At 45.8% G+C, this 23,597-nt stretch carries 24 protein-coding genes and 6 tRNA genes; 28 read left to right on the top strand and 2 right to left on the bottom strand.

The genetic code is table 11. From position 1 onward, the window contains the following. Positions 1-423 precede the first annotated feature (423 nt). The gene (locus MHZ92_RS21475; protein ID WP_255723670.1) at positions 424-564 is read left to right on the top strand and encodes an Lmo0850 family protein; all 141 of its coding nucleotides are present in this window, start codon (positions 424-426) and stop codon (positions 562-564) included. A gap of 193 nt (positions 565-757) precedes the next feature. Here the strand turns inward: MHZ92_RS21475 and MHZ92_RS19895 are convergent, their stop codons facing one another. Beyond that, positions 758-1,954 carry an FtsW/RodA/SpoVE family cell cycle protein gene (locus tag MHZ92_RS19895; protein ID WP_239433455.1) on the bottom strand — a complete coding sequence of 399 codons (1,197 nt, stop codon included), beginning with the start codon at positions 1,952-1,954 and terminating at the stop codon, positions 758-760. A gap of 346 nt (positions 1,955-2,300) precedes the next feature. Here MHZ92_RS19895 and MHZ92_RS19890 point away from each other — a divergent pair, with 346 nt between their 5' ends. From MHZ92_RS19890 to MHZ92_RS19865, 6 genes are all read left to right on the top strand, one after another. After that, positions 2,301-3,365, top strand: coding sequence for a D-alanine--D-alanine ligase (locus MHZ92_RS19890; protein WP_239433454.1), 1,065 nt, complete (start codon positions 2,301-2,303; stop codon positions 3,363-3,365). Between the two features lie 12 nt (positions 3,366-3,377). Next, on the top strand, positions 3,378-4,751 hold the full coding sequence (locus tag MHZ92_RS19885) for a UDP-N-acetylmuramoyl-tripeptide--D-alanyl-D-alanine ligase (protein ID WP_239433453.1): 1,374 nt from the start codon (positions 3,378-3,380) through the stop codon (positions 4,749-4,751). Then, a complete protein-coding gene (locus tag MHZ92_RS19880) occupies positions 4,748-5,452 on the top strand; it encodes an alpha/beta hydrolase (protein ID WP_239433452.1) in 705 nt (234 codons plus the stop codon). The genes MHZ92_RS19885 and MHZ92_RS19880 overlap by 4 nt, the downstream gene beginning before the upstream one ends. A 351-nt stretch (positions 5,453-5,803) precedes the next feature. After that, positions 5,804-7,288, top strand: coding sequence for a DEAD/DEAH box helicase (locus MHZ92_RS19875; RefSeq protein WP_239433451.1), 1,485 nt, complete (start codon positions 5,804-5,806; stop codon positions 7,286-7,288). A 268-nt stretch (positions 7,289-7,556) separates the two neighbouring features. Continuing rightward, a complete protein-coding gene (locus MHZ92_RS19870; RefSeq protein ID WP_239433450.1) occupies positions 7,557-8,036 on the top strand; it encodes a PH domain-containing protein in 480 nt (159 codons plus the stop codon). Beyond that, on the top strand, positions 8,029-9,549 hold the full coding sequence (locus MHZ92_RS19865) for a PH domain-containing protein (protein ID WP_239433449.1): 1,521 nt from the start codon (positions 8,029-8,031) through the stop codon (positions 9,547-9,549). Before MHZ92_RS19870 ends, MHZ92_RS19865 begins: the two co-directional genes overlap by 8 nt. Positions 9,550-9,944: 395 nt before the next feature. On the opposite strand, the gene MHZ92_RS19860 is transcribed toward MHZ92_RS19865, so the two are convergent. Beyond that, positions 9,945-10,547 carry a rhomboid family intramembrane serine protease gene (locus MHZ92_RS19860; protein WP_239433448.1) on the bottom strand — a complete coding sequence of 201 codons (603 nt, stop codon included), beginning with the start codon at positions 10,545-10,547 and terminating at the stop codon, positions 9,945-9,947. A gap of 95 nt (positions 10,548-10,642) precedes the next feature. On the opposite strand from MHZ92_RS19860, the gene acpS reads away from it, so the two are divergent. From acpS to MHZ92_RS19755, 21 genes are all read left to right on the top strand, one after another. Next, positions 10,643-10,993, top strand: a complete 351-nt coding sequence (gene acpS / locus MHZ92_RS19855) for a holo-ACP synthase (protein ID WP_239433447.1) — start codon at positions 10,643-10,645, stop codon at positions 10,991-10,993. A gap of 333 nt (positions 10,994-11,326) precedes the next feature. After that, positions 11,327-12,322 carry a LolA family protein gene (locus MHZ92_RS19850; RefSeq protein ID WP_239433446.1) on the top strand — a complete coding sequence of 332 codons (996 nt, stop codon included), beginning with the start codon at positions 11,327-11,329 and terminating at the stop codon, positions 12,320-12,322. Between the two features lie 76 nt (positions 12,323-12,398). Next, entirely contained in the window at positions 12,399-13,502 is a 1,104-nt protein-coding gene (gene alr / locus MHZ92_RS19845) for an alanine racemase (RefSeq protein WP_239433445.1), read from the top strand. Positions 13,503-13,673: 171 nt separating this feature from the next. After that, entirely contained in the window at positions 13,674-13,940 is a 267-nt protein-coding gene (locus MHZ92_RS19840; protein ID WP_255723668.1) for a hypothetical protein, read from the top strand. Between the two features lie 4 nt (positions 13,941-13,944). Next, complete coding sequence (locus MHZ92_RS19835; RefSeq protein ID WP_060205884.1) at positions 13,945-14,295, top strand: type II toxin-antitoxin system PemK/MazF family toxin; 351 nt, start codon at positions 13,945-13,947, stop codon at positions 14,293-14,295. Positions 14,296-14,448: 153 nt separating this feature from the next. Then, on the top strand, positions 14,449-15,285 hold the full coding sequence (locus MHZ92_RS19830) for an STAS domain-containing protein (protein ID WP_239433444.1): 837 nt from the start codon (positions 14,449-14,451) through the stop codon (positions 15,283-15,285). Continuing rightward, a complete protein-coding gene (locus MHZ92_RS19825) occupies positions 15,285-15,647 on the top strand; it encodes an STAS domain-containing protein (protein ID WP_255723667.1) in 363 nt (120 codons plus the stop codon). Before MHZ92_RS19830 ends, MHZ92_RS19825 begins: the two co-directional genes overlap by 1 nt. Positions 15,648-15,649: 2 nt before the next feature. Next, positions 15,650-16,051 (top strand): anti-sigma regulatory factor, encoded by a 402-nt coding sequence (locus MHZ92_RS19820; RefSeq protein WP_239433443.1) that lies wholly within the window; start codon positions 15,650-15,652, stop codon positions 16,049-16,051. Positions 16,052-16,065: 14 nt separating this feature from the next. After that, on the top strand, positions 16,066-17,076 hold the full coding sequence (locus MHZ92_RS19815; RefSeq protein WP_239433442.1) for a PP2C family protein-serine/threonine phosphatase: 1,011 nt from the start codon (positions 16,066-16,068) through the stop codon (positions 17,074-17,076). Positions 17,077-17,153: 77 nt separating this feature from the next. Then, complete coding sequence (locus tag MHZ92_RS19810) at positions 17,154-17,495, top strand: STAS domain-containing protein (protein ID WP_239433441.1); 342 nt, start codon at positions 17,154-17,156, stop codon at positions 17,493-17,495. Further along, entirely contained in the window at positions 17,482-17,955 is a 474-nt protein-coding gene (rsbW, locus tag MHZ92_RS19805; RefSeq protein WP_255723666.1) for an anti-sigma B factor RsbW, read from the top strand. Before MHZ92_RS19810 ends, rsbW begins: the two co-directional genes overlap by 14 nt. After that, a complete protein-coding gene (gene sigB / locus MHZ92_RS19800; RefSeq protein ID WP_239433440.1) occupies positions 17,930-18,715 on the top strand; it encodes an RNA polymerase sigma factor SigB in 786 nt (261 codons plus the stop codon). Before rsbW ends, sigB begins: the two co-directional genes overlap by 26 nt. A gap of 5 nt (positions 18,716-18,720) precedes the next feature. After that, positions 18,721-19,311, top strand: coding sequence for a PP2C family serine/threonine-protein phosphatase (locus tag MHZ92_RS19795; RefSeq protein WP_255723669.1), 591 nt, complete (start codon positions 18,721-18,723; stop codon positions 19,309-19,311). 97 nt (positions 19,312-19,408) lie between these two features. Then, positions 19,409-21,568 (top strand): Tex family protein, encoded by a 2,160-nt coding sequence (locus tag MHZ92_RS19790; RefSeq protein ID WP_239433438.1) that lies wholly within the window; start codon positions 19,409-19,411, stop codon positions 21,566-21,568. A 21-nt stretch (positions 21,569-21,589) separates the two neighbouring features. Continuing rightward, complete coding sequence (locus tag MHZ92_RS19785) at positions 21,590-22,042, top strand: SprT family protein (protein ID WP_239433437.1); 453 nt, start codon at positions 21,590-21,592, stop codon at positions 22,040-22,042. Positions 22,043-22,472: 430 nt separating this feature from the next. Continuing rightward, positions 22,473-22,547: transfer RNA gene (locus MHZ92_RS19780), tRNA-Glu, on the top strand. 92 nt (positions 22,548-22,639) lie between these two features. Next, positions 22,640-22,714 (top strand) — tRNA-Gln (locus tag MHZ92_RS19775). 196 nt (positions 22,715-22,910) lie between these two features. Next, positions 22,911-22,986: transfer RNA gene (locus tag MHZ92_RS19770), tRNA-Lys, on the top strand. A 65-nt stretch (positions 22,987-23,051) separates the two neighbouring features. Next, positions 23,052-23,138, top strand: a tRNA-Leu gene (locus MHZ92_RS19765). 23 nt (positions 23,139-23,161) lie between these two features. After that, positions 23,162-23,238 (top strand) — tRNA-Arg (locus MHZ92_RS19760). Positions 23,239-23,248: 10 nt separating this feature from the next. Continuing rightward, a tRNA-Gly gene (locus MHZ92_RS19755) sits at positions 23,249-23,322 on the top strand. Positions 23,323-23,597: the final 275 nt, after the last annotated feature.

Genomic DNA, 23,597 nt, shown 5'->3' with positions numbered 1-23,597 from the left:
CATCATACGTCTATTTTACTTCGCTACACTTGCAGTTACAAAGAATATGTATGTAAGGAGAAACTGCTATATACTACACCGTACGAAACACGCATAAATCTATTAATCGCCGCATAAATTGCTTTACACGCGTATAAATCAAGAAGTTCACGCATAAATCGCCTAACAGACGCATAAACCGGCGCAACTACGCATAAATCCCCACGTATACGCATAAACGCCCCGATGGCAATCTTTAATTTTCCATTCGTGTATAAAGCATTTACAAAAGGCGAACAATTTGTAACAGAATTGAAAGATTTAAAAGTGGACAGGAGTGGTATGATGTGTATAGATGAAAATTGGCATGATTTTCATTTCACTGATGAAACTTTCCAATTGTCTGATGCGTCTACAACAGATAGAAAGGTCGAGGTGGAAAAGATGGCGAAAGAAAAAGTTGATTTGAAAACAATCATCTCCAACTTGGCGAAGTTGGGTGTTTCGGCAACAGCAACGAAATCCCGGATGGAAATGCTGAAAGCCCTCGCGCCACCTGCAAATGACCCGCAAATACAGTCATAATGAAAATCCCCCGCATACGAGCATGCAGGGGATTTTTTTTATGCGTTTTTGAGAAGTGTTATGCGTAAATAAATAGATTTATGAGCATGTACACCGGTTTATGCGTGAAATAACTAATTTATGCGCGTTTGGGCAAGTGTATGCGCATATCAATGGTTTTATGCGCAATTCTAGCCGTTTATGCGTTTTATCTTTAATCCTCATCATCCGAGCTAAACATATACGTCCGATGGTGGAACTTCATACTGAATACCAGTCCGATGGCGAGCATATTGCCCATCAATGAGCTCCCGCCATAACTAATGAATGGCAGGGGAATTCCTGTGATCGGCAGCAATTGGATTGTCATGCCGATATTTTCGAACACGTGGAAGGTGATCATCGCGATGATGCCTGCGCAAATATACGTACTGAATTGATCCTTTAGCTCAAGTGTAATTTTCGTCATATGATAAATCAGGAAGAAATACAAGCAAATGACGAGGCTTGCGCCGACGAATCCCCAGTCTTCTCCAATGGTGCTGAAAATAAAATCTGTATGGCTTTCGGCGACATACACTTCTCGCCCTTGGAACCCTTTCCCGAAAATTTCCCCTGAACCGATGGCGTTCAGGGATGTGATCAGATGACGTCCTTCATTGGATGCATATGAATACGGATCAAGCCATGAGTAAATCCGTTCGAGTTGATACGGCTTGGCGCCAAACTTCACGAGAATTTCCTGAGCGTAGAGGGCCATCCATAACAACGTCGCACCCAAAGTTGCGGTTCCTAGGAAAATCGGCAGAATGATCCGCCACGTAATGCCCGCCACGATAACTAATGCAGTGGTGATAGCGATGAAGACGAGTCCTGTTCCTAAGTCTGGTTGGAGCATGATCAAAGCGAACGGGACAATGAAGACGGCGATAATTTTGCCGAGCAGCAGGAAATCCGTCTGCAATGTCTTTTCCAAATATCTTTCATGGTGCTTCGTAATCGTGCGGGCAAGACCGATAATGAAAAACGTCTTCATGAACTCAGCAGGCTGGATACTGCCGACTCCAGGTATATGGAACCAGCTTTTTGCCCCGTTTCTGCGGCTGACTAGTTCCAGGCTATCAGGCAAAATGTAAAGCATTGCCAACATGAATACACCGCCGCCATAGATGATCCAGGCAGCTTTCTTGTATTGTTCCGGCTCTAAATACATCGTGATGGCGATTATAATAGAACCGATGACATACCATTGGATTTGAGACGGGATGAAGTTTATCGGGATGGAGTTTATCTTATATTGTCCTGTTGTTTGTGCAGAAGCGATTGCAATTAGGCTGATCACGAAGAAGAGGAGCATAATGAATGCAAGCGGCCAATCGAATCGATCCACAGGTTTTTTATCTATATTCATGTCATTCACCTTATCAGTTTAGTTGGGTTGATTGAAAACTAGATATCATTATAACGGAAAACAGACGATTTGTACGGGACTTTAAAAAATGTCAATTCGTAAACTATTCAAAGCTTGACGGAATTGGGTGTTCATCCCGAAAAAAATGTGCATACATATACAATAGAAGAATAATAGACATATTCAGTATAACGTACCGATTGCTGTCCTTCAAAGAGACGTCACGATTTAGGAGGAAGTTGCCCATTGAAAAAAGGGTCCTTCCGTATGATGATATTTTACGAACGTCCACATCGATTCGTGGTAAACTAAAGGAACGAAATCTAACGGTAAGTGAGGGAGTTTAATGAAGAAGAAACTGGGTTTAGTATATGGCGGGAAGTCCGCGGAGCATGAAGTATCCCTATCGACTGCCACGGCGGTAACCAATGCGATTGACTTTGATAAATATGAAGTGATCCCTGTCTATATAACGTACGAAGGTGAATGGAGAAAAGGGGAGCCGCTCGTCGCTCCTGTCGAAACGGCTGAACAATTGCGACTTACGCGTGATGGCGGTAAGCCAGACAGCATCCATGATTTTTTGAATGGAAACGGTGTGCCTGACATCATCTTGCCGCTTTTACACGGAACGAACGGGGAAGACGGAACGGTCCAAGGATTGTTCGAAGTCATGAACATCCCGTATGCAGGCAATGGCGTGTTATCCTCTTCCGCAGGAATGGATAAAGTAGTTATGAAACAGCTCTTTGCACAAGTAGGACTGAAGCAAGTTCCTTACGTCTACTTCATCCGGAACCAGTGGAAAAAGGATCAACAATTTTGGATTGATAAAATGGAGTCGGAATTGACGTTCCCGATGTTCGTCAAGCCCGCTAACTTAGGCTCAAGCGTTGGCATCAGCAAAGCGACGGACCATGAAAGCCTCATTGCTGCAGTCGAGTTCGCATTGAAATTCGACCGGAAAATCATCGTCGAGCAAGGGATCACGGCGCGTGAAATTGAAGTCGGCATCCTCGGCAATGACGATCCGAAGTGCTCCGTCCTCGGGGAAATCAAACCGGTGGCGGCATTTTACGATTATGAAGCGAAGTACCAGGACGGCAATACGGAATTGCTCATCCCTGCGCCAGTGACGGATGAAGTGGAAATGACATTGAAGGACATTGCAATCCGCGCATTCAAAGTACTTGATTGCGCAGGGTTAGTTCGGGCAGACTTCTTTGTGACAGAAGACAATGAAGTGCTGATCAATGAAATCAATACGATGCCGGGCTTTACACCGACAAGCATGTTCCCTTTATTATGGCAGCATGCAGGTACATCTTACCCGGAATTGATTGACAGATTGATTGAACTGGGACTTGAACGGCATGAAGAAAAGCAACAGATACAATATACAATGGATTGAGCGTGATGGAAGATGAAGCGTTTATTGACTGAATTGGCTAGTTGGCTGCAGGCAGAAGGGCAGCATATGGACGACGTGGTTGTGAATGGGGCGTCGATCGATACGCGCACACTTAAAAAAGGGGACTTATTCATCCCATTCCGCGGCGAACAGGTGAATGGTCATCAATACGTTCGACAAGCTATTGAAAAAGGAGCGGCAGCATCCCTTTGGATGAAGGATGAACCGGACGCACCTTCCGATATCCCTCTCATTTTCATCGACGACCCTGAACTTGCATTACAGCAGCTTGCACGCTCATATCGGGAAGAGCTCGACTGCAAATTCATCGGTATTACCGGCTCGAACGGCAAAACATCGACGAAGGACTTAGTGGCAAGCGTCCTTTCTCCGTATTTCAACGTGCGCAAGACAGAAGGTAATTTCAATAATGAATTAGGGATGCCGTTGACAATTCTTTCATTGGAAGAAGACACGGAAGTCGCCGTCCTTGAAATGGGGATGAGCGGTTTCGGTGAAATTTCGTTCCTGTCGAAACTCGCGAAGCCGCACTACGCCGTCATTACAAATATCGGCGAAGCGCATATGCAAGATCTCGGCTCGCGCGAAGGGATCGCCAAGGCGAAATTCGAAATCATCGATGGACTGCAAGAAGTTGGAACCTTATTCTATGATGGCGATGAGCCGCTTTTACAGACACTCGTATCCAACCATCCTGACCTGAGAGCGGTCTCATTCGGTCAAAGCGAAGATGCGGACCTTTCTCTCATCTCTATGGAAACAGGCGATGACGGTAGCCAATTCTCCGTCGAAGGAACAATCGCCGGCAACTTCACAATTCCGGTTTTCGGCGCCCACCAAGTGAAAAATTCGCTTGCGGCGATTTTAATTGCGAGTGAACTCGGTCTTAGCGACGAACAGATCGATACAGCACTTCGTCAGTCGACACTGACAGAAATGAGGATGCAACCGATTGTCGCTCAAAACGGAGCGCTCTTCATTAATGACGCATACAATGCAGCACCAACATCTATGCAAGCAGCACTTTCATTCCTACAGGAAACGAAGCTCCGGACCGAAAAATGGGCTGTTTTGGGTGATATGCTCGAACTTGGCGAAAATGAACGGCATTACCATGAATCAATAGCCCATCAGCTTGCCACTATAGAATTAGAAGGAATCCTTCTATATGGCCCGCGAATGAACTGGCTTTTTAAAGAGCTTCGAAACACTGGGAATGAAGCAACAATTATCTGGTCGGAAAGCGACTACAATCCGCTTATTGAGGAACTACTTGCTTCGACTAACGAGGACTCCATCGTTCTGTTTAAAGGATCGAGAGGGATGGCGTTAGAGACAATTATTGACGGCGTGTTGCGAGCATGAAAACAGGCGTACTGTTCCTCCATGGCTTTACCGGAGGGGTGTTTGAAGTCCGTCCTTTCATTCAATATGTAGAGGAAAGGACGGACTGGATCACATCTGTCCCGATCTTGCCGGGGCATGATTTCCCGATCGATCTGACCAAAGTGTCGGCAGAATCGTGGATGATGGAAGCGGAACTCGCGCTTAAACGATTGCAAGAAAAGGTCGATCGCGTAATGATCGTCGGCTTTTCGATGGGCGGCATCATTGCCTTATATTTAGCATTGCGCTACAAAGTTGAAAAGCTTGTCCTGCTCAGTGCTGCTGCGAAGTACATCAGCCCGCGCTATCTTCTTGAAGACATGGCTGTCCTCCTATCGGAATCCGTCACGAAAAACTATCCGCCGAATACGTTTTATCATTTATACGACTACAAATTACGGCATACGCCACTCCATGCCGCCAAGGAATTTGTACGTGTCGTCAAAATGGTGGAACCGTATTACGGCATGATCACGACACCTGTTTGTATTGTGCAAGGGAAGAGAGATGGAATCGTACCGTTTTCTTCTGCATACCATCTATTGCGTTCACTCGGCTCTGTTCAAAAGGAGCTCATCGTATCGGAAAATGGAAAGCATCACATTTGCTACAGCGATGATAGCGACGAATGGTTCCCCCAAGTATATGAATTCATGAAGAAAGAAAATCGGGAATTCTGATTATTTGTTTTAAAGCGGATTGATTGCGGATCGAACGTAAGCGTGATAAACTACTATGAGTATTGGATACATTTACACGAGACTCTTCCGGTGGCGAAGAGTACTTTTTTTTGAATAAAACGGTTGAGCGCGCGTTTTGTACATGCTTGCGCATAACCCGATCGGCAAAGACTAGCTTTCCTTTTCACTAACGCCTCTGAATTCATGAAGTTCACCATTGAACTTTGCCCACTCCAGAGAATTAAAAATATCGGAAACGTTCCCATAGAAGTTTAAGGCTCGAATTTGCCGTGCTTTCATTTGCAAATGTAACCAATTGCTAAATGAAGAAACTAAAGGAGATTGAGAAGTTTGACGAAATTTTCAGAACTTAATATTAGCGAATCCACACAAAATGCTCTACAGCGCATGGGATTTGAAGAAGCGACACCGATCCAGGAAGGCACAATCACTTTCGGCATGGAAGGTCGCGACGTTATCGGTCAAGCACAGACAGGTACGGGGAAGACTGCTGCATTCGGGATTCCGATCATTGAGAAAGTCGATGTGAACAATCCGGCAGTACAAGCTTTGGTCATTGCACCGACACGTGAATTGGCGATCCAAGTGTCTGAAGAAATTTACAAAATCGGATACGGCAAACGCGCACGTGTGTTGACTGTGTATGGTGGCCAGGAAATCGGGCGGCAAATTCGAGCATTGCGCAACAATCCACAAATTGTTGTCGGAACTCCGGGACGTATCCTCGACCATATTAACCGTAAAACATTGAAATTGAACAATGTAAATACGCTCGTCCTTGACGAAGCGGATGAAATGCTCAACATGGGCTTCATCGAAGACATCAACACAATTTTGGCAAGTGTTCCAGATACTCGCCAAACACTTCTATTCTCGGCGACAATGCCTCCTGCAATTCGTAAAATTGCTGAGACATTCATGAAAGAGCCGGAAATGGTGAAAATCAAATCAAAAGAGATGACGGTAGAAAACATCGACCAATATTTCGTTAAAGCGCAAGAAAGAGAAAAGTTTGATGTGCTTTCTCGTCTATTGAACGTTCATCAGCCTGAGCTAGCGATCGTATTCGGACGTACGAAGCGTCGTGTCGATGAGCTATCCCACGCTTTGAGCATCCGTGGCTACTTGGCAGAAGGAATCCACGGCGACTTAACGCAAGCGAAAAGGATGTCTGTTCTTCGCCAGTTCAAGGAAAATAAAATCGACGTACTTGTTGCAACGGACGTTGCGGCACGTGGATTGGATATTTCGGGTGTAACGCACGTTTACAACTTCGATATCCCGCAAGATCCAGAAAGCTATGTACACCGTATCGGTCGTACAGGACGTGCTGGTAAAAGCGGTATGGCGGTTACGTTTGTCACGCCGCGTGAAATGGGTTATCTTCGCGTCGTTGAAGAAACGACGAAAAAACGGATGACGCCATTACAGCCACCAACGGAAGACGAGGCACTAATCGGCCAGCAACGTCTTGCGATGGAACAGCTGACGGAAATCATTGAGAAAAACGAATTGAATGATTATAAAACTCTAGCAGCAGAGCTTCTTGAAAAGCACGATGCAAAAGAAATCGTTGCTGCAGCGATTCGCTCGTTGACGAAAGAGCCAGATGATACACCAGTTAAAATTACGGAAGAGCGTCCATTGCCTTCCCGCAAAACGCACTCCCGTGATCGCGGTGGCTACAAAGGAAGCCGCGGCGGCGGTCGTTCTTACGGTGGCGGACGCGGTTACGGCAGTGGCGGCGGTTCACGTCGCGGCAACCGTGATGGCGGCGGACGTAGAGACCGTTCAAGAGGCAGATCGGAAAGATAATAATAATCCCTGGGAGATGATAATTTCATCCCCGGGGATTTTTTTATTTAAGGCTTCTAAAATATGTGCTCGTAACGCTACGCTTTTACTCGCAAAAGCCGTTCTACGTGACGGCTAGTGCAAAGATGTGCTCGCAACGCTGCGCTTGTGCTCGCAAAAGCCGTTCTTCGTGACGGCTTTGGCATGCGCCCTTCGCTTTTTTTATTATAATGAAACATTTTCAGCCTCACTACGTATACAATGGAAGAAGAGAAAGAGGTGTATGGAAATGAGAGCTCAACCAGCAAATCGTATTTCGAAAAAAGGGTTAAAAGTATGGCGATTATACGGCTGGATTCAAACGATCATTCTCGCATTGGTCGCTATCGGCGGCGGTGTGCTCGTATACATATTCGAATGGCCGTGGTGGATTTATCCGATTGAAGCGATTGTTCTTGTGTTATTTGCCTATTTCATGGTCTTTTTATTCCCGAAGGTGAGATGGCTCCGCTGGCGTTATGAAGTAAGGGAGTCTGAAATCGAATTACAGCACGGTCTTTTCATCGTGAAGCGGACGTTGATCCCGATGGTGCGTGTCCAACACGTCGACACATCTCAAGGGCCAATTTTACGGAAATATAAATTAGCTGAAATTTCGATTTCGACGGCTGCGACGGTTCATACAATTCCTGCGTTAGTCGTAGAGGAAGCTGATGAACTGCGCGGTAGGATTTCTGTTCTGGCAAGGGTGGCGGAAGATGATGTCTGAACAACAACAACGTTATAAACTGCATTGGATTACCGCAATTATCGAAGTGCTTAAAACAGTGAAAGAAGCGATCCTACCACTTCTTGCTTTGATTTTCGTGAATGGCTTTCAAGGCGGATGGAAAGGCGAAATGACCGGACTTTGGTACGTGGATTATTTGTCCTTCATCATCTTCGGCGCATTAATCATCGGATTGGCAATCGCGGGAATTGTGAAATGGAGACGGTTCGAGTATTGGTTCGAGGATGATGAGCTTCGAATCGAATCGGGTTTATTCGTCAAAAAGAAACGCTATATTCCATTCGACCGCATTCAAAGCTTGGATTATACGGAAGGGATTTTCCATCGACCGTTCGGGCTCGTCAAAGTGAAAGTGGAAACGGCGGGGAGCTCATCACAGAAGCAGGCGGAAGGGGAACTGACCGCCATTACGAAAGAAGCTGCAAAACGGGTTGAAATGGAGATGGCCGAAGCGAAACGGCGGAAGAAGGCTACGCCCGGATTGGATGGCGAAGAGGCCGCTTTTGAGGGGATGTATGAGCAGCCGGCTGAAGAGGAATCCGCTCTTCGGCGGATTTTCACGATGTCGACGAAGGATCTATTCGTCCTTGCGACCACATCGGGAGGTATTGGCGTCATCTTGTCCGGGGTTGCCATCTTCTTATCCCAATTTGCGGATCTCATTCCGTTCGAATGGATGTATGAAGAGATTTCAGCATTCATCAAATTCGGTGCGCTTATCGTGGCGGCTGCCATTTTTCTTGGGTTCCTTTTCGTCTGGGTCTTATCCGTCGCGATGACGTTCCTGTCCCATTATAAATTTACGGTCGCGTTGGACAAAGAAGATATCATCATTACGAGAGGACTGCTCGAGAAAAAACGAGTGACCGTCCCGCTGAAACGGATTCAAAGTGTCGTGCTCGTCGAGAACCCGTTCCGAAAGCTATTCGGCTATGTATCCGTCTCGCTCCATAGTGCGGGAGGAAGTATCGGCCTCAGCTCCAAAATCAATTTATTCCCGCTCGTGAAAAAGGATCAAGTAGAAACGTATTTGCAAGAAATTTTTCCGGATTTACATTTGGAGGAACCGGCGAAAAAGCTCACGCCGAAAGGTCGCCCGTTCTATTACCGCATTGATTTCCTTTGGATGGTGCCGGTCATCGGGGCCCTCATCTATTTCTTCTTCCCATACGGCCTGTTTTCGCTCGCGCTCATTCCCGTCGTCATCGCGTACGGCATATGGCAGCATCGCTCGGCGTCGTATGATGTCGTCGGAAACCAGCTCATTATGCGCTTCAGATTGTTTAGCTTGCAGACGGCTTATACGATGAAGAAAAGAATACAGTCAATGGAGATGAAGCAAAGCTACTTCCACAAACGGAAAGGCGTTGCGACAGTCATCGCGAATGTCAAATCCGGCATGGGCTGCTACCATGCGGGGGTGCATCATATGGATGTCGAAGAGGCGGAGAAGATTTTGAATTGGTATGAAAAAGGTAAATCGGCAGAATAAAAAAGCCTGCGAGCGCTCGCAGGCTTTTAATTTATCTAATGGTGGAGGCTAGTGCAAAGATGTGCTCGCAACGCTACGCTTATGCTCCCTTAGGGTCGCAGAAAACATTGCTCGCAAAAGCCGTTCTTCGTGACGGTAGTGCAAAGATGTGCTCTTAACGCTGCGCTTTCACTCGCAAAAGCCGTTCTTCGTGACGGTAGTGCAAAGATGTGCTCTTAACGCTGCGCTTTTACTCGCAAAAGCCGTTCTTCGTGACGGTAGTGCAAAGATGTGCTCGTAACGCTACGCTTTTACTCGCAAAAGCCGTTCTTCGTAACGGTAGTGCAAAGATGTGCTCGTAACGCTACGCTTTTACTCGCAAAAGCCGTTCTTCGTAACGGCTTTCGCTTTTGTTTTTATCGCCAACTAATGATTCTTTTCGGATGAAAATAGCTTAACCCGATGATGAAGCCGACGATCAGTCCTGCAATATGTCCGATAACATTGACGCCGGGTTGAAGGAACGTCATAATCACGCTAATGACGATGATGGGCACAATGATTTGTCGTAGTTGTGGAAAAGCATTTTTCGTATAGTAGACGAGTGCGCCAAATGCACCGAAGATACCGAAAATCGCTCCGCTTGCCCCTACATGGGGTATGAGATCATTCCCGAGAAAGAAGTAGGCGATATTCGCAAAAACACCCGAAAGTAAATAAATTGTCAGGAAGCGCGCCTTGCCTGCAACCCGCTCAAGTTCTGGCCCGAAGATGAATAAGGAGAACATATTGAATAGAAGATGCATCAGCCCGGCATGTAAAAACATCGGAGTGATCAACCGCCACCATTCACCTTCCGATATCATATAATTGATGCCCATTCCCGTATAATATAATTGTTGGCTCCCTTGAAACGGAAGGCCCGTTACAATGAAAACAAGTATATTAATCGCAAGCAATGTGGATACCAATGGATACAAACGAATGTATTGGGAAAAGCTCTCTCTTCGAATAAACATATTTTCACCTAACCTTTGTATTTATTATACATAGTTTATGAACGGATAAGAAGTGCGAACTACTCGTAAAACATTGCAAGAAAGGAACTAAGACAATGATAACAGGCATCGGATTAGATATTGTGGAATTAGATCGCATCGCCCGATTGGATGAAAGATCGGATAAATTCAGGTTGCGCATCCTGTCTCATAAAGAGCTACAAATGTATGAAGCGCTGCCGGGGCACCGGAGGATCGAATTTCTCGCAGGACGATTTGCCGCAAAAGAAGCATTCGCCAAAGCAAGAGGTACAGGAATCGGGGAAGGCTGCCGGTTCGAGCAAATTGAAATTTTGAAGGAGCCTTCAGGGAAACCGGTATTATGTTTTGACGGCAAGGAAGTCACCGGCTTCGTGTCGATCACCCACACTCGTACGGTCGCAGCAGCGCAAGTCATATTGACTTAATCCAGCAAACACCGCTGGACAGGGGAACTCAGGCTAAGGGCGCCGCGTCCTGCGGCAACGCCTGAGTGACCAACATCACGTTGGCCTAATGCCTCCGGCGGATGTCACGGATTTTTAAAGGAGTTAGGAAGGTAGTCTAAAATTGCGACATCCTGTCGCGACGACTGCATGACCTACATCCTGTAGGCCTCAAGCTCGATAAAAATCCGGACGCAATTACGTCAAGACGTAATTGATTTAAGAAATAAAATTCCAATGTAAACAAGCTTGCATAAATGACTGTCCACTCTCATAAGATGACCTACCCGATTGAAATGAGAAAGGATGAACTGTATGCGCAGCCGAATTTTTGTTTTATTGCTAGTTGCGATCATGGCACTACTAGCAGCTTGTGGATCACCGTCTAAAGAGGATGTCATGAAGAAGCTCAGTGGGAAGTGGAACGAGACGAAAGGGTACGAATTGCAAGCGACGATGGAAATTAAGACAGGTTCTGAACCGAGAACGTACGACGTAGTTGTTTGGCATACGAAGCCCGATTTTTACAAAGTCAATGTTGCACAGGCAGGCAGCCAAGACTCACAAATGATCGTCAGAAATGAAGAAGGCGTTTTTGTCATCACTCCGTCACTCGGAAAAACGTATAAATTCCAAAGTGATTGGCCGACACAAAACAGCATGCCATACTTGATCGGCACGTTGTCGGACGACATAAAGGCGGATAAGAATTCCACGATGGTCGAAAAGGATAATATGTATATATTTGAAACAGCATCCCGGAACAATCATAAAAAAGTTCTTCCGACTCAGCAAATCCATATTGATAAGAAAACATTGTTGCCGAGATACGTATCCGTCATGGATGAAAACAAAGAAGAGAAGATCCGTGTGACGTTCAATAAAATTACACTTGGTTTAGAACATAAGCCAGCTGAATATAAAGTCGATATGGAAGCTCCTCCGTCCGAGAAAAAATCACAATCTGAACAAACGGGCATGATGAGGTACTACCCGAATTTGGATTGGAATGGAACAGTCCTTGAAGAGGAAACGGTTCCAACAGAAAAAGGAATGCGGTCATTCATGACATACGGTGGCGGAGATAAAGAGTTTGTCGTCGTACAAGAGCCGGCTGAAACACCGGACAATCAGTTGCCAGTGTCCATTGAAGGGGATCCGGTCGACCTTGGTTTCGCAGTGGCGGCATTGACCGCAAACTCGATTCGTTGGGAGCAAGATGGTGTGGCTTTCTTCGTTGCCTCTTCCACATTGACGCCTGACGAACTGATCGAAGTAGCGTCCTCCATGTCTCCTGAAAGTAGCAAATAATTAGAACATTAATTGACGGATGATGCCAGTAGGACGGATAATAGAGACGACAACTAGAGAAAAAAGAGGGATTCCAATGCACTATCGTCCAACGAAAGCAACCGTCAAGTTACAAGCGATACAAGAGAACATCAACAATTTGAAACAATATTTGCCTCGCCATACATCTATCATAGCCGTCGTGAAAGCGGACGGCTATGGGCATGGGGAGGTTGAAGTAGCACGCGCTGCAATCGAGGCGGGGGCCCGGATGGTGTCGGTTGCGACGCCTGATGAGGCCTTACAATTGCGTGATGGGGGTATTACTGGCGATATTCTTGTCATGGGCCCGTCTCCGGTGGGATTTGCTGAAAAGGCTGCAGAACTCGACATCCACGTTACTGTCTCGGATGCCGAGTGGCTTCGCAAAGCTGCAGAAATGGTAGCAGGAACAGGTCATCCCTTGAACGTTCACGTGAAAATAGACAGCGGCATGGGTAGGATTGGACTCCGGAATGAAAACGAGTTACAGAAAATTGTTGAAGTGCTCGAAGGAACGCAATCCATCCGTTTAGAAGGGACATTCACTCATTTTGCATGCGCAGATGAGAAGGATCCTAGCAAAACGGAGGAGCAATTCAATCGATTCATGGAATTGGTCAATAAATTCCCGCAAAAGCCTCCGCTTGTGCATGCATCGAATAGTGCGGCCACACTGCTTTATCCACAATATGCACTTGATGCTGTCCGGTTTGGCGTCAGCCTGTATGGAATCGCCCCTTCAGTTTACGTCGAGAAGAAATTGCCGTTTAAATTACAGAAAGCACTCACGCTCGAAACGGAATTGGCATACGTGAAAAAGCTAGAAAAGGGCAGTTCGATCAGCTACGGGGCAACATATGTAACGGAGCAGGATGAATGGATCGGCACGTTGCCGATCGGGTATGCTGACGGCTTGAAACGTGGCCTTCGCGGACAGGAAGTATTGATTGCAGGCGAACGGATGCCGATTGTCGGTAAAATTTGCATGGATCAATGCATGGTGAAGCTGCCGCGTGAATTACAAGTCGGGGAGAAAGTGACGTTGATCGGCCGACAAGGCGACGAGGAGATCACAATAGAAGAATGGGCAGACCGGCTCGGGACGATTCCATATGAAATTGCGGTTACAATTGGAAAACGAATTCCGAGAATATATTGAACCTCACATGGATAAGATGTATACAGTTCCAACTTTCGACAAAAGGCACCTTTATTTGAAGATTCTTGTCAATAAAAATCCTTCTTTGTCTTCTCATTGTCGAAGTTCAATGGTAAGATAGACTTTGAATAGAATCGATCGAGGGAACGGGGTCTGTCGGAGGTGCTAGAATTGCGAGAGAAAAACATAAAAATCGTAAAAGTATCTAAAGGGAATGAAATTGAACATACGGCCGTCCATCAGGAGTCGGAGCGCGGAGAATTCGTTTATGTTTCAACAAAGCGGTATATGACTGATCGTGAAGCGGATACGATTCGTGAAGCGATGATGATCGGCTATGTTGAAATGTCGCAAATCAACTTACGAATTGCAAAGGAATGCTTGCATGCGGAACTCGAAGCCCAGCATACGGTGGAACGACTCGTAAGCGGAGGATGAAAAGTTGGCAATAAAACGTGGGGACGTCTTTTTTGCAGACCTGTCACCCGTCGTTGGTTCCGAACAGGGTGGGACGAGACCGGTACTGGTCATCCAAAACGACATAGGCAACCGGTTCAGCCCGACAGTGATTGTAGCGGCGATCACTGCGCAAATCCAAAAAGCAAAATTGCCGACGCATGTCGAAATTGATGCGGAACGATATGGGTTCGAGCGGGATTCTGTAATCCTGCTCGAACAAGTCCGCACGATTGACAAGTCAAGGCTGACGGATAAAATAACCCATCTGGATGAACCATTGATGGAAAAAGTAGACGAAGCGCTTGAAATAAGCTTCGGGTTAGTTAAATTTTGAATACATATGTAAAAACACTTCGGAATTTTGCGAAGTGTTTTTTTGTTTTTTAAAAGATCTGACAATAATAATCGAAATTGCTGTCCAATTCGACTTTTTTCTGTACAATGGGGGTATGGGATTTTCAATTTGGCGAGGAGGCATTAGGAACATATGGACAGAATTATGGTAAAAGGCATCAATCAGAACATGGATGAAATCATTGGCCGTTGGATAACAAAAATGAAGGAAGAAAAAGGAGAACGTTTTTTCCACTTCATGCCCGAACATCTTGTCGAAAAAACAAGCAGGGAATTTGCGGAGCTTATGACTTCCAATATTACCGATCCCTCCAATGTAACGGTCGCAAATACCGAAAGGATCAACGACTTTACCGAGAAAGTCGTCAGATTCGGCTGGACGATCAAATTTGTGAATAAGGCAATCGACAACTTTTCGGAAGTCGTTTTTGTATTTCTTGAGGAGAATGGAATCATCAACGAAAGCAATTTAAGGCCTTTCATTCTCGTATTCAGAAATTGGATAAACCCTCTTCGGGAAAGCATTATCGAGGCGTATTCAACGGAATGGGAAAGGACAGTCAGCTTGCAAAAGATTGCATTGCAAGAATTGTCAGCGTCGTTAATACCGGTATTCGACAAAATTTCGGTCATGCCACTCGTCGGGACGATCGACACGGAACGGGCGAAATTGATCATGGAGAACCTTCTGGAAGGCGTTGTGAGCCAGCGTGCCGAAGTCGTGCTGCTCGATATAACTGGAGTTCCGGTTGTAGATACAATGGTAGCGCATCATATTATTCAAGCGGCAGAAGCGGTGCGTTTAGTCGGTGCGAAATGCATGCTTGTCGGCATACGACCTGAAATTGCTCAGACCATAGTTGCCCTAGGTATAGACCTCCAAGAATTCACAACGAAAAGCACTTTGCAAAGGGGAATGCAGGCAGCTTTAGGGTTAACTAACAGAGCGATTGTGGAGGTGCAAGCATAATGAATACACGCATACCGATTTTGAAATTGAACAACGTCCTCATTGTCTCCATTCAATGGGAACTAGATGATCAGACAGCGATTCAATTCCAAGAAGATCTACTGAATAAAATGCATGAAACTGCGGCTCTCGGAGTCGTCATCGACTTGACACCGATTGATTTCATTGATTCCTTCATCGCAAAAGTATTGGGGGATGTGATCAATATGACAGGATTGATGGGCGCTAAAGTAGTAATTACTGGCATTCAGCCCGCGGTCGCTATTACATTGATCGAACTAGGCATCCATTTAAACAATGTAATGACAGCACTAGATTTGGAAAACGGTTTGGATAAACTAAATAAAGAATTGGAGGCCTGACAATGAACTATAGGTCTTCTGTAGAAATAATTACGGAATGGGACATTGTTGCTGCTAGGCAACTAGGTCGTAACGAAGCAAAGAAGGCCGGTTTCGGGACTGTCGACCAAGCTCGCATCACAACTGCTATTAGTGAGTTGGCGAGAAATATTTATCTGTACGCCGGAAAAGGGAAAATCGAGATTGAAAGAGTTGCGGATGGCGGTTTATTCGGCATTAAAATCATTGCCTCCGACGAAGGCCCGGGAATCCCCGATATTCGAAAAGTGATGGAAGACGGCTTTTCGACTTCGGGTGGCCTCGGGGCAGGGATGCCGGGGGTAAAGCGGCTAATGGATGAGTTCAAAGTGACTTCGGAGCCGGGGGCCGGTACAATCATTACAACAACAAAATGGATTCATTGAGGAGGCGGTAATGGATGCCGGAAGTAGTTGGCAGACAATATAAGGAAATTTTAAAGAAGTATTTAGAGACCCATAGCGAAGAGGACTTGTATGTTGGACAACAATTCAGCAGGCGTTTCATCGAAAAGGAGATTGCGCCTGAAGATGTCATTAGCATACATAAAAACGCATTATTGCAACTTCACCCTACGTTGCAGGATGAGGTGTGGGATTCACTTGATTTCCTAATTGAAATGATGATCCACTACGGACTTACATTGCGTGAGCACCAAAGCCTCATCCGTAAACAGGAAGCCATTCAAATGGAGATGGATGTCGCGACGAAAGTGCAGGACACTTTATTGAAAACGAAGATGCCAAATGTCAGTGGGCTCGATATCGGTTTTATTTCACAGCCTGCTAAACAGATGAATGGGGACTATGTCTATTTCCTTAATCAGGAGCAGGAATCGGGTGTTGCCGTCGCAGACGTAATCGGAAAAGGGCTTCCCGCGGCCTTATGCATGTCGATGATCAAATTCGGGATGGACGGCTTGCCTGATGAAAACACGAGTCCACAGAACGTACTCAGCATCCTTAACCGGATTGTCGAGAAAAGCGTTGACGATTCGATGTTCGTATCAATGTTTTACGGGAAATACAATGCTAAAAATACAACATTCTCTTACGCTTCCGCAGGTCATGAACCAGCTTTGCATTTTGATAGCAAGGCGGAGGCGTTTTCGGAATTGGACGCGAAGGGGCTGCTTCTTGGCGTCAAACCGGATTCTGCATATGAAGAGCGTTCGGTCGTTTTGAAAGACGGCGATTTCATTGTCATGATGACAGACGGCGTGACCGAAACGAGAACCGCGGATGGGTTTATCGATATGAATACAATTCAAAACCTTTTATATGAAGTGAAAGACAAAACCGCCCAGGGAATGGCGGAGCATGTCTATCAGAAGCTTTCAGATATACAAAACTATCAATTGACTGACGACTTCACGATCGTTATTTTCAAAAAAGAGCCGGAACAGGTTTAAATCTTTTGAGTGGCGGGTATTAACAGACATAGCGCTATAAATTATCCAACGCAAAAATAGAGATTCGGGGTGCAAAAATGAATTTACAAGTTGAGTTACTTGAAGAAAATAGTGTTCAATATTTCAAGGTTGTCGGAGAAATAGATGCATTCACGGCACCTGTTCTGCGAGAACGTCTCGCATCCGTTGAAAATGTCGAAGGCTTGAAGGCTGAACTGGATCTATCCGAAGTCGACTATATGGATAGTACAGGTCTCGGTGTTTTCGTCGGTTTTTATAAGGCTGTCTCTTCCAATGGCGGTCATGTGAAAATAACCGGATTGAACAAACGACTAAGTCGCCTCTTTGAAATTACCGGCCTGAATGAAATTATCGATATTGAGATGAAGGAAAGTGAGGACAATAATGCAACATTATGATTATATTGAAATAAAAATTCCTGCAAAAGCCCAATATGTCGGTGTTGCCAGATTAATGATTTCAGGGATCGCAAGCCGTCTTGGGTTTACATATGATGACATCGAAGACTTAAAGATCGCTTCCAGTGAAGCGATTACAAACGCGGTTCAGCATGCGTACAGCGATGATGAAAATGGTGAAATCGTCGTCGGATGTGCAATGTATGAAGACCGGTTGGAAATCATGATTGCCGATCACGGGACAAGTTTCGACTTTGAAGAAACGAAAAAACATATCGGACCATATAGCGACGAATCAGATGCTCGTTTCCTCCGTGAAGGGGGATTAGGGCTTTATCTGATGGAGACACTTATGGATGAAGTGAAATTACATCACGAGGAGGGCGTGACGGTCTTTATGACTAAATATCTCGGCAGAGAGCGAGGCGAAGAAGATGTCAAACGAACAGCCAACTCATAAGCCGGATACGAAAGAGAAAGTATTGGAATGGATCAAGCAATACCAGGAGACAAATGATGATGAAGCGCAGACGAATCTCGTCCTTCATTATGAACGACTCGTCCATTCCATCGCCCGTAAATATTCAAACGGGAAACCATATCATGAAGATATCGTGCAAGTCGGCATGCTTGGACTCCTCGGGGCAATCCGTCGATATGACCCAGAACTCGGTCGCAGTTTCGAAGCTTTTGCCGTTCCGACAATCGTTGGGGAAATTAAACGGTTCTTGCGCGACAAGACTTGGGCCGTCCATGTACCGAGACGCATTAAGGAACTCGGTCCAAAGATCAAGGCTGCAGTGGAAACGTTGACAATTGAGATGCAACGTTCGCCGCTCGTAAGTGAAATTGCAGAATACTTGGATACAGACGAGGAACTGGTGCTTGAAGCGATGGAAATGGGTCGGAGCTACCAAGCCCTTTCAATGGACCATACGCTCGAAGCTGATTCGGAAGGCGGCACTGTGACGTTATTCGATATTATCGGGGAATCCGATGATGGATTTGAAAGAACGGAACACCGACTCGTCGTGGCCAATGCTTTAAATGTATTGTCGGAACGAGAAAAGCAGATCATCCAATATACATACATCGAGCAATTGAGCCAAAAAGAGGCGGGTGAACGTCTCGGCATTTCGCAAATGCATGTATCAAGACTGCAACGGAAAGCAATAAAGAAACTTCAAGAAGCCATTTTGGCAGCTGGTGGTGCAACATAGTGGAGATGTTCAAAAATGAGCATGTGGAGGCGTATGTATACAATGCAGCGAAGCATGGCAATCTCGAGTCAGGGGATACGTACTTCATCCATTCCGAAGAGGATTACTTCATCTGCGCGATAGCCGATGGACTGGGAAACGGCTTAATCGCAAGGCAATCCGCAGAAGTCATCCCCCACGTCCTCGCGCAGTATCACCATGAATCGCTTGATGAACAATTGAGCCGTTGCAATGAACATATGGTGCAAAAACGTGGAGCAGCCGTAGCAATTGTACGTGTGAACTATGAGGAAGGAACGATCGAGTATAGTTGTGTCGGCAACGTCAGACTGTACATTTTACATGGCTGTAATAAAATGATCTATCCACTGCCGGTCATGGGGTATTTATCCGGAAGACCACAAAAAATGAACACGCAAATATACAAATACGAAGTAGGCGACCTCTTTTTCCTTCATTCGGACGGGATTACACTGAACAGCCCGAAAGCAAGCTTAAAAGAGAGTGCAAATGCCTACGAGCTGTACAATAACGTAAAACAATCGGCCCAATCCGGGGACGACGCCACATTCATCGTCGGCAGCCTGCTTCAGTAACTTGAAGCGGGTTTTTTAATTTGCGTAGGCCGCTGTAGGCTTTTAACTTAATTCAGTTAAATGGTAAACTGAGATAAGGAAAGAAAGGGTGGAATGAATGACGGACAAACTAATAGCAGCAACAGCCAAACGGGCATCGATAAGTCCGAAGCAAACGGCCAATGTCATTGCTCTTCTTGACGAAGGCAATACGGTCCCCTTCATCGCGCGGTACAGGAAAGAAGCGACCGGCTCCCTCGATGAAGTGGAAATCAAGGCGATCGAAGATGCGTACCATTACGAAAAAGGGCTTGAACAACGAAAAGAGGAAGTTATCCGGTTAATTGAAGAGCAAGGAAAGCTAACGGACGAGCTGAAAAAGGAAATCGAATCAGCGACTGTTTTGCAACGGGTTGAAGATTTATACAGACCGTATAAGCAAAAAAGGCGAACGCGTGCGATGATTGCGATTGAAAACGGACTCGAACCTCTCGCGGACCGTTTACTTGCCTTCGGTCCGGAAAAACCGGAAAATCTGGCTGCATCATTCGTAGATGAAGAGAAGAATGTCAATTCAATTGAAGAGGCGCTCGCGGGAGCACGCGATATTATAGCAGAGCGGATTGCGGACGATGCAGCGCTAAGGGAAAACGTTCGGAAACTTGCATGGTCCGACGGTCAAATGACTTCTGTTCTCCGAAAAGGTGCTGAAGATGAACGATCTGTATACGAAATGTACTACGAATATGAGGAGCCGCTGAAAAAGATCGTTCCGCATCGGGTACTTGCTTTGAACAGAGGAGAAAAAGAAGAGGTCCTACGTGTAGGAGTGGCATTTCCGGCAGAGCGTATCGTCGGAATGCTTGAACGTGAATTGATCAAAAAGCAGCAATCCCCATCTGCCACTCAAGTGAAAGAGGCTGCGGAAGATGCATTCAAACGGTTGATCGCCCCATCTGTCGAGCGTGAAATCAGGACCTCGCTTACTGAAAAGGCGGAAGCCCAAGCGATTCATGTGTTCTCCGAAAACTTGAAAAGCTTGCTATTGCAGCCTCCGCTTAAAGGCAGGATGGTGCTCGGAGTTGACCCGGCATTTCGGACAGGCTGTAAATTGGCGGTCATCGATGAAACGGGCAAAATGCTTGAAGTGTCGGTCATTTATCCTCACCCGCCGAAAGCAGATAAGGAAGGATCCAAGAAAACGATCCTTTCAACTTTAGCCAAATACAATATCCCGATCATCGCAATCGGCAACGGAACAGCATCGAGGGAAACAGAGAAATTCATCGCGGACTGCATAAAAGAAGCGAAATCCCCAGTTTCATACGTCATCGTCAATGAAGCGGGGGCGAGTGTCTACTCTGCATCGGCCCAAGCGCGGGAAGAATTCCCTGATCTCCAAGTCGAACAGCGGAGCGCCGTTTCCATCGCCCGTAGATTGCAAGATCCTTTATCCGAACTCGTCAAAATTGATCCCGAATCGATTGGTGTCGGCCAATACCAGCATGACGTCGCGCGGAAAAAACTGTCTGAGTCGCTATCGTTCGTCGTTGAAACGGCAGTGAACCGGGTAGGCGTGAATGTCAACACCGCTTCCGCGTCATTGCTGCAATACGTGGCGGGCCTTTCGAAGACGGTTGCCGAAAACATCGTCAAAGCGCGCGAAGAAGTAGGGCAGTTCAACAAACGGACAGAACTGAAAAAAGTACCGCGTCTTGGCGCTAAAACATATGAACAGGCAATCGGTTTCCTCCGCATCCCGGAAGCGAAAGACCGATTCGACTCGACCGGCCTCCATCCGGAAAGCTACGCAATCGCGGAGCAAGTCCTTACTGAAGCAGGTATCGATAAAAGTCTATTAGGGAAAGAAGAGGCGGTCAAGTCACTGTCCGCATTGGATGTTCCGACGCTAGCGACAAAGCTAGACATCGGTGAAGTGACATTGCGTGATATTATCGATACATTAATGCGACCAAATCGCGATCCGCGTGACGACTACCCGCAACCGTTATTGAAAGCAGATGTCCTCGACATTAAAGACCTATATGAAGGACTCGAAATGCAAGGGACTGTACGGAACGTCGTCGATTTCGGAGCGTTCGTCGACATCGGCGTCTCGGAAGACGGACTCGTCCACATATCCAAATTGAAAAAAGGATTCGTCAAGCACCCGCTAGACGTCGTCGCATCCGGCGACATCGTCACCGTCTGGGTGGAAAGTGTAGATAAAAACAAAGGCAGAATCTCATTGACGATGATTCCGCCAAAAGGGAAATGAGCTACAATCGTGAAAACGAGCATGAAACAAAGTGAACTGCAGCAACTCGTCCAACAACTATCTATAGAAGCTTTCGGAAAACCGTTCAGACATGAAGCCCGTTTCAACGCCCGCCTCAGAACAACAGGCGGGCGCTACAAACTGCTCGACGGCTCCATCGAAATCAACCCGACTGTGTTAATGCTCTATGATAGGGAAGAACTGATCGGCATCATCAAACACGAGCTTTGCCATTACCATCTCCACCAAGAGGGAAAAGGATATCGACACGGAGACGACGACTTCAAAAAGCTATTAAAGGAAACCGGCTCACCAAGATACTGCAAGCCGCTCGGGAAAGCAAACAGCAAACCAAAAACGATTCATCGATACGTCTGCAAATCCTGTAACTTGGAATACAGGCGCAAACGAAGAATGGACGTAAGGAAATACCGATGCGGTAAATGCGCCGGCGAAATCATTCCGCTCTACTAATAGAAGATAGCTACAAATTTACGCATAAATCTTGTGAATTACGCATAAAACGAATGAAGTGCGCATAAAAGCAATGATTGACGCATAAAATTGGCGAACTACGCATAAAGCAAATTAAATACGCATAAAGTCTACGAATCACGCATAACTCGATTCGAAATTTCAAACGGATGAAGGAAAGCACTATTTCCTTCATCTACTTTTGTTTTTGGAATGAAACAGATAAATTCCTTCTTCCGCATCCAATTGAAAAGGGTGCAAATCCTATTACAATGCGATATCCGACGCTCTATCTAAAGTTTTTCTAGCTGGTGCGAAAAATAATTCGAGAAAAGTGTTGACGAATAGATGATGAGTGTCTATAATAGGAAAAGTCGATTAGGGAATGATAACAAACAAGTTTTCAACTTCCTGTCGAATAAAATAAAATGGCCCCTTGGTCAAGCGGTTAAGACACCGCCCTTTCACGGCGGTAACACGGGTTCGAATCCCGTAGGGGTCACCATTATACGTATGTATAATTTCTACGTTTACGTCCATAGTAAAAAGGGTAACAATTAAAGTGCCCTTATTTCACAAAGTGGCCGATACAATCGTTGGGGTATAGCCAAGCGGTAAGGCAACGGACTTTGACTCCGTCATTCGTTGGTTCGAATCCAGCTACCCCAGCCAAACTTTTTAAGCGCTTCGTGATTAAAAAGTTTTGCGAGCAATACCGCAAGGTAATTGCGAGCAAATAAGGTTTTAATTCCGATGCATTCCATCTTAAAGGAATTAAGAGCAAAAGGTTTTAAACTCAACAAATCAATCCAACGTCTTCATATAAAAAGGACCCCAATCCTACACAACAAGACATTACACCAAGTACGAGCCATTAGCTCAGTCGGTAGAGCATCTGACTTTTAATCAGAGGGTCGCAGGTTCGAATCCTGCATGGCTCACCATTTATTCTAAAAAAACTATTGACATCTTTATAGAAAGTTGTATAATAAAGTGTGTCGCAAATAATGCGGTAGTGGCGGAATGGCAGACGCGCTAGGTTGAGGGCCTAGTGGGGGTTAACCCCGTGGAGGTTCAAGTCCTCTTTACCGCACCAAACTTTATTAATAAATTAACAGAGCGCCCGTAGCTCAATTGGATAGAGCGTCTGACTACGGATCAGAAGGTTATGGGTTCGACTCCTGTCGGGCGCGCCATATTTCATACGCGGGTGTAGTTTAGTGGTAAAACCTCAGCCTTCCAAGCTGATGATGAGGGTTCGATTCCCTTCACCCGCTCCAATTATTCTTTCAAAAAACGCTTGACGCGTTAAAGAGAATATGTTATATTAGTAAAGTCGCTAAAAGAACTGCAGCGAAATGAACCTTGAAAACTGAACAGCAAAACGTCAACAAATAAAGTCTTGAAGCCGACCCCGTCGGCAGATAGACAAAACGAATCTTCGGATTCAAAATTGACATCTTAAATGATGCCAGCAAGAAACTCGAGCTACTCGAATTTCTCTATTATGGAGAGTTTGATCCTGGCTCAGGACGAACGCTGGCGGCGTGCCTAA

The sequence above is a fragment of the Sporosarcina sp. ACRSL genome, assembly GCF_022346605.1.
In the GTDB taxonomy this organism is placed as follows: domain Bacteria; phylum Bacillota; class Bacilli; order Bacillales_A; family Planococcaceae; genus Sporosarcina.
This window is presented reverse-complemented; position numbering and strand designations above follow the sequence as displayed.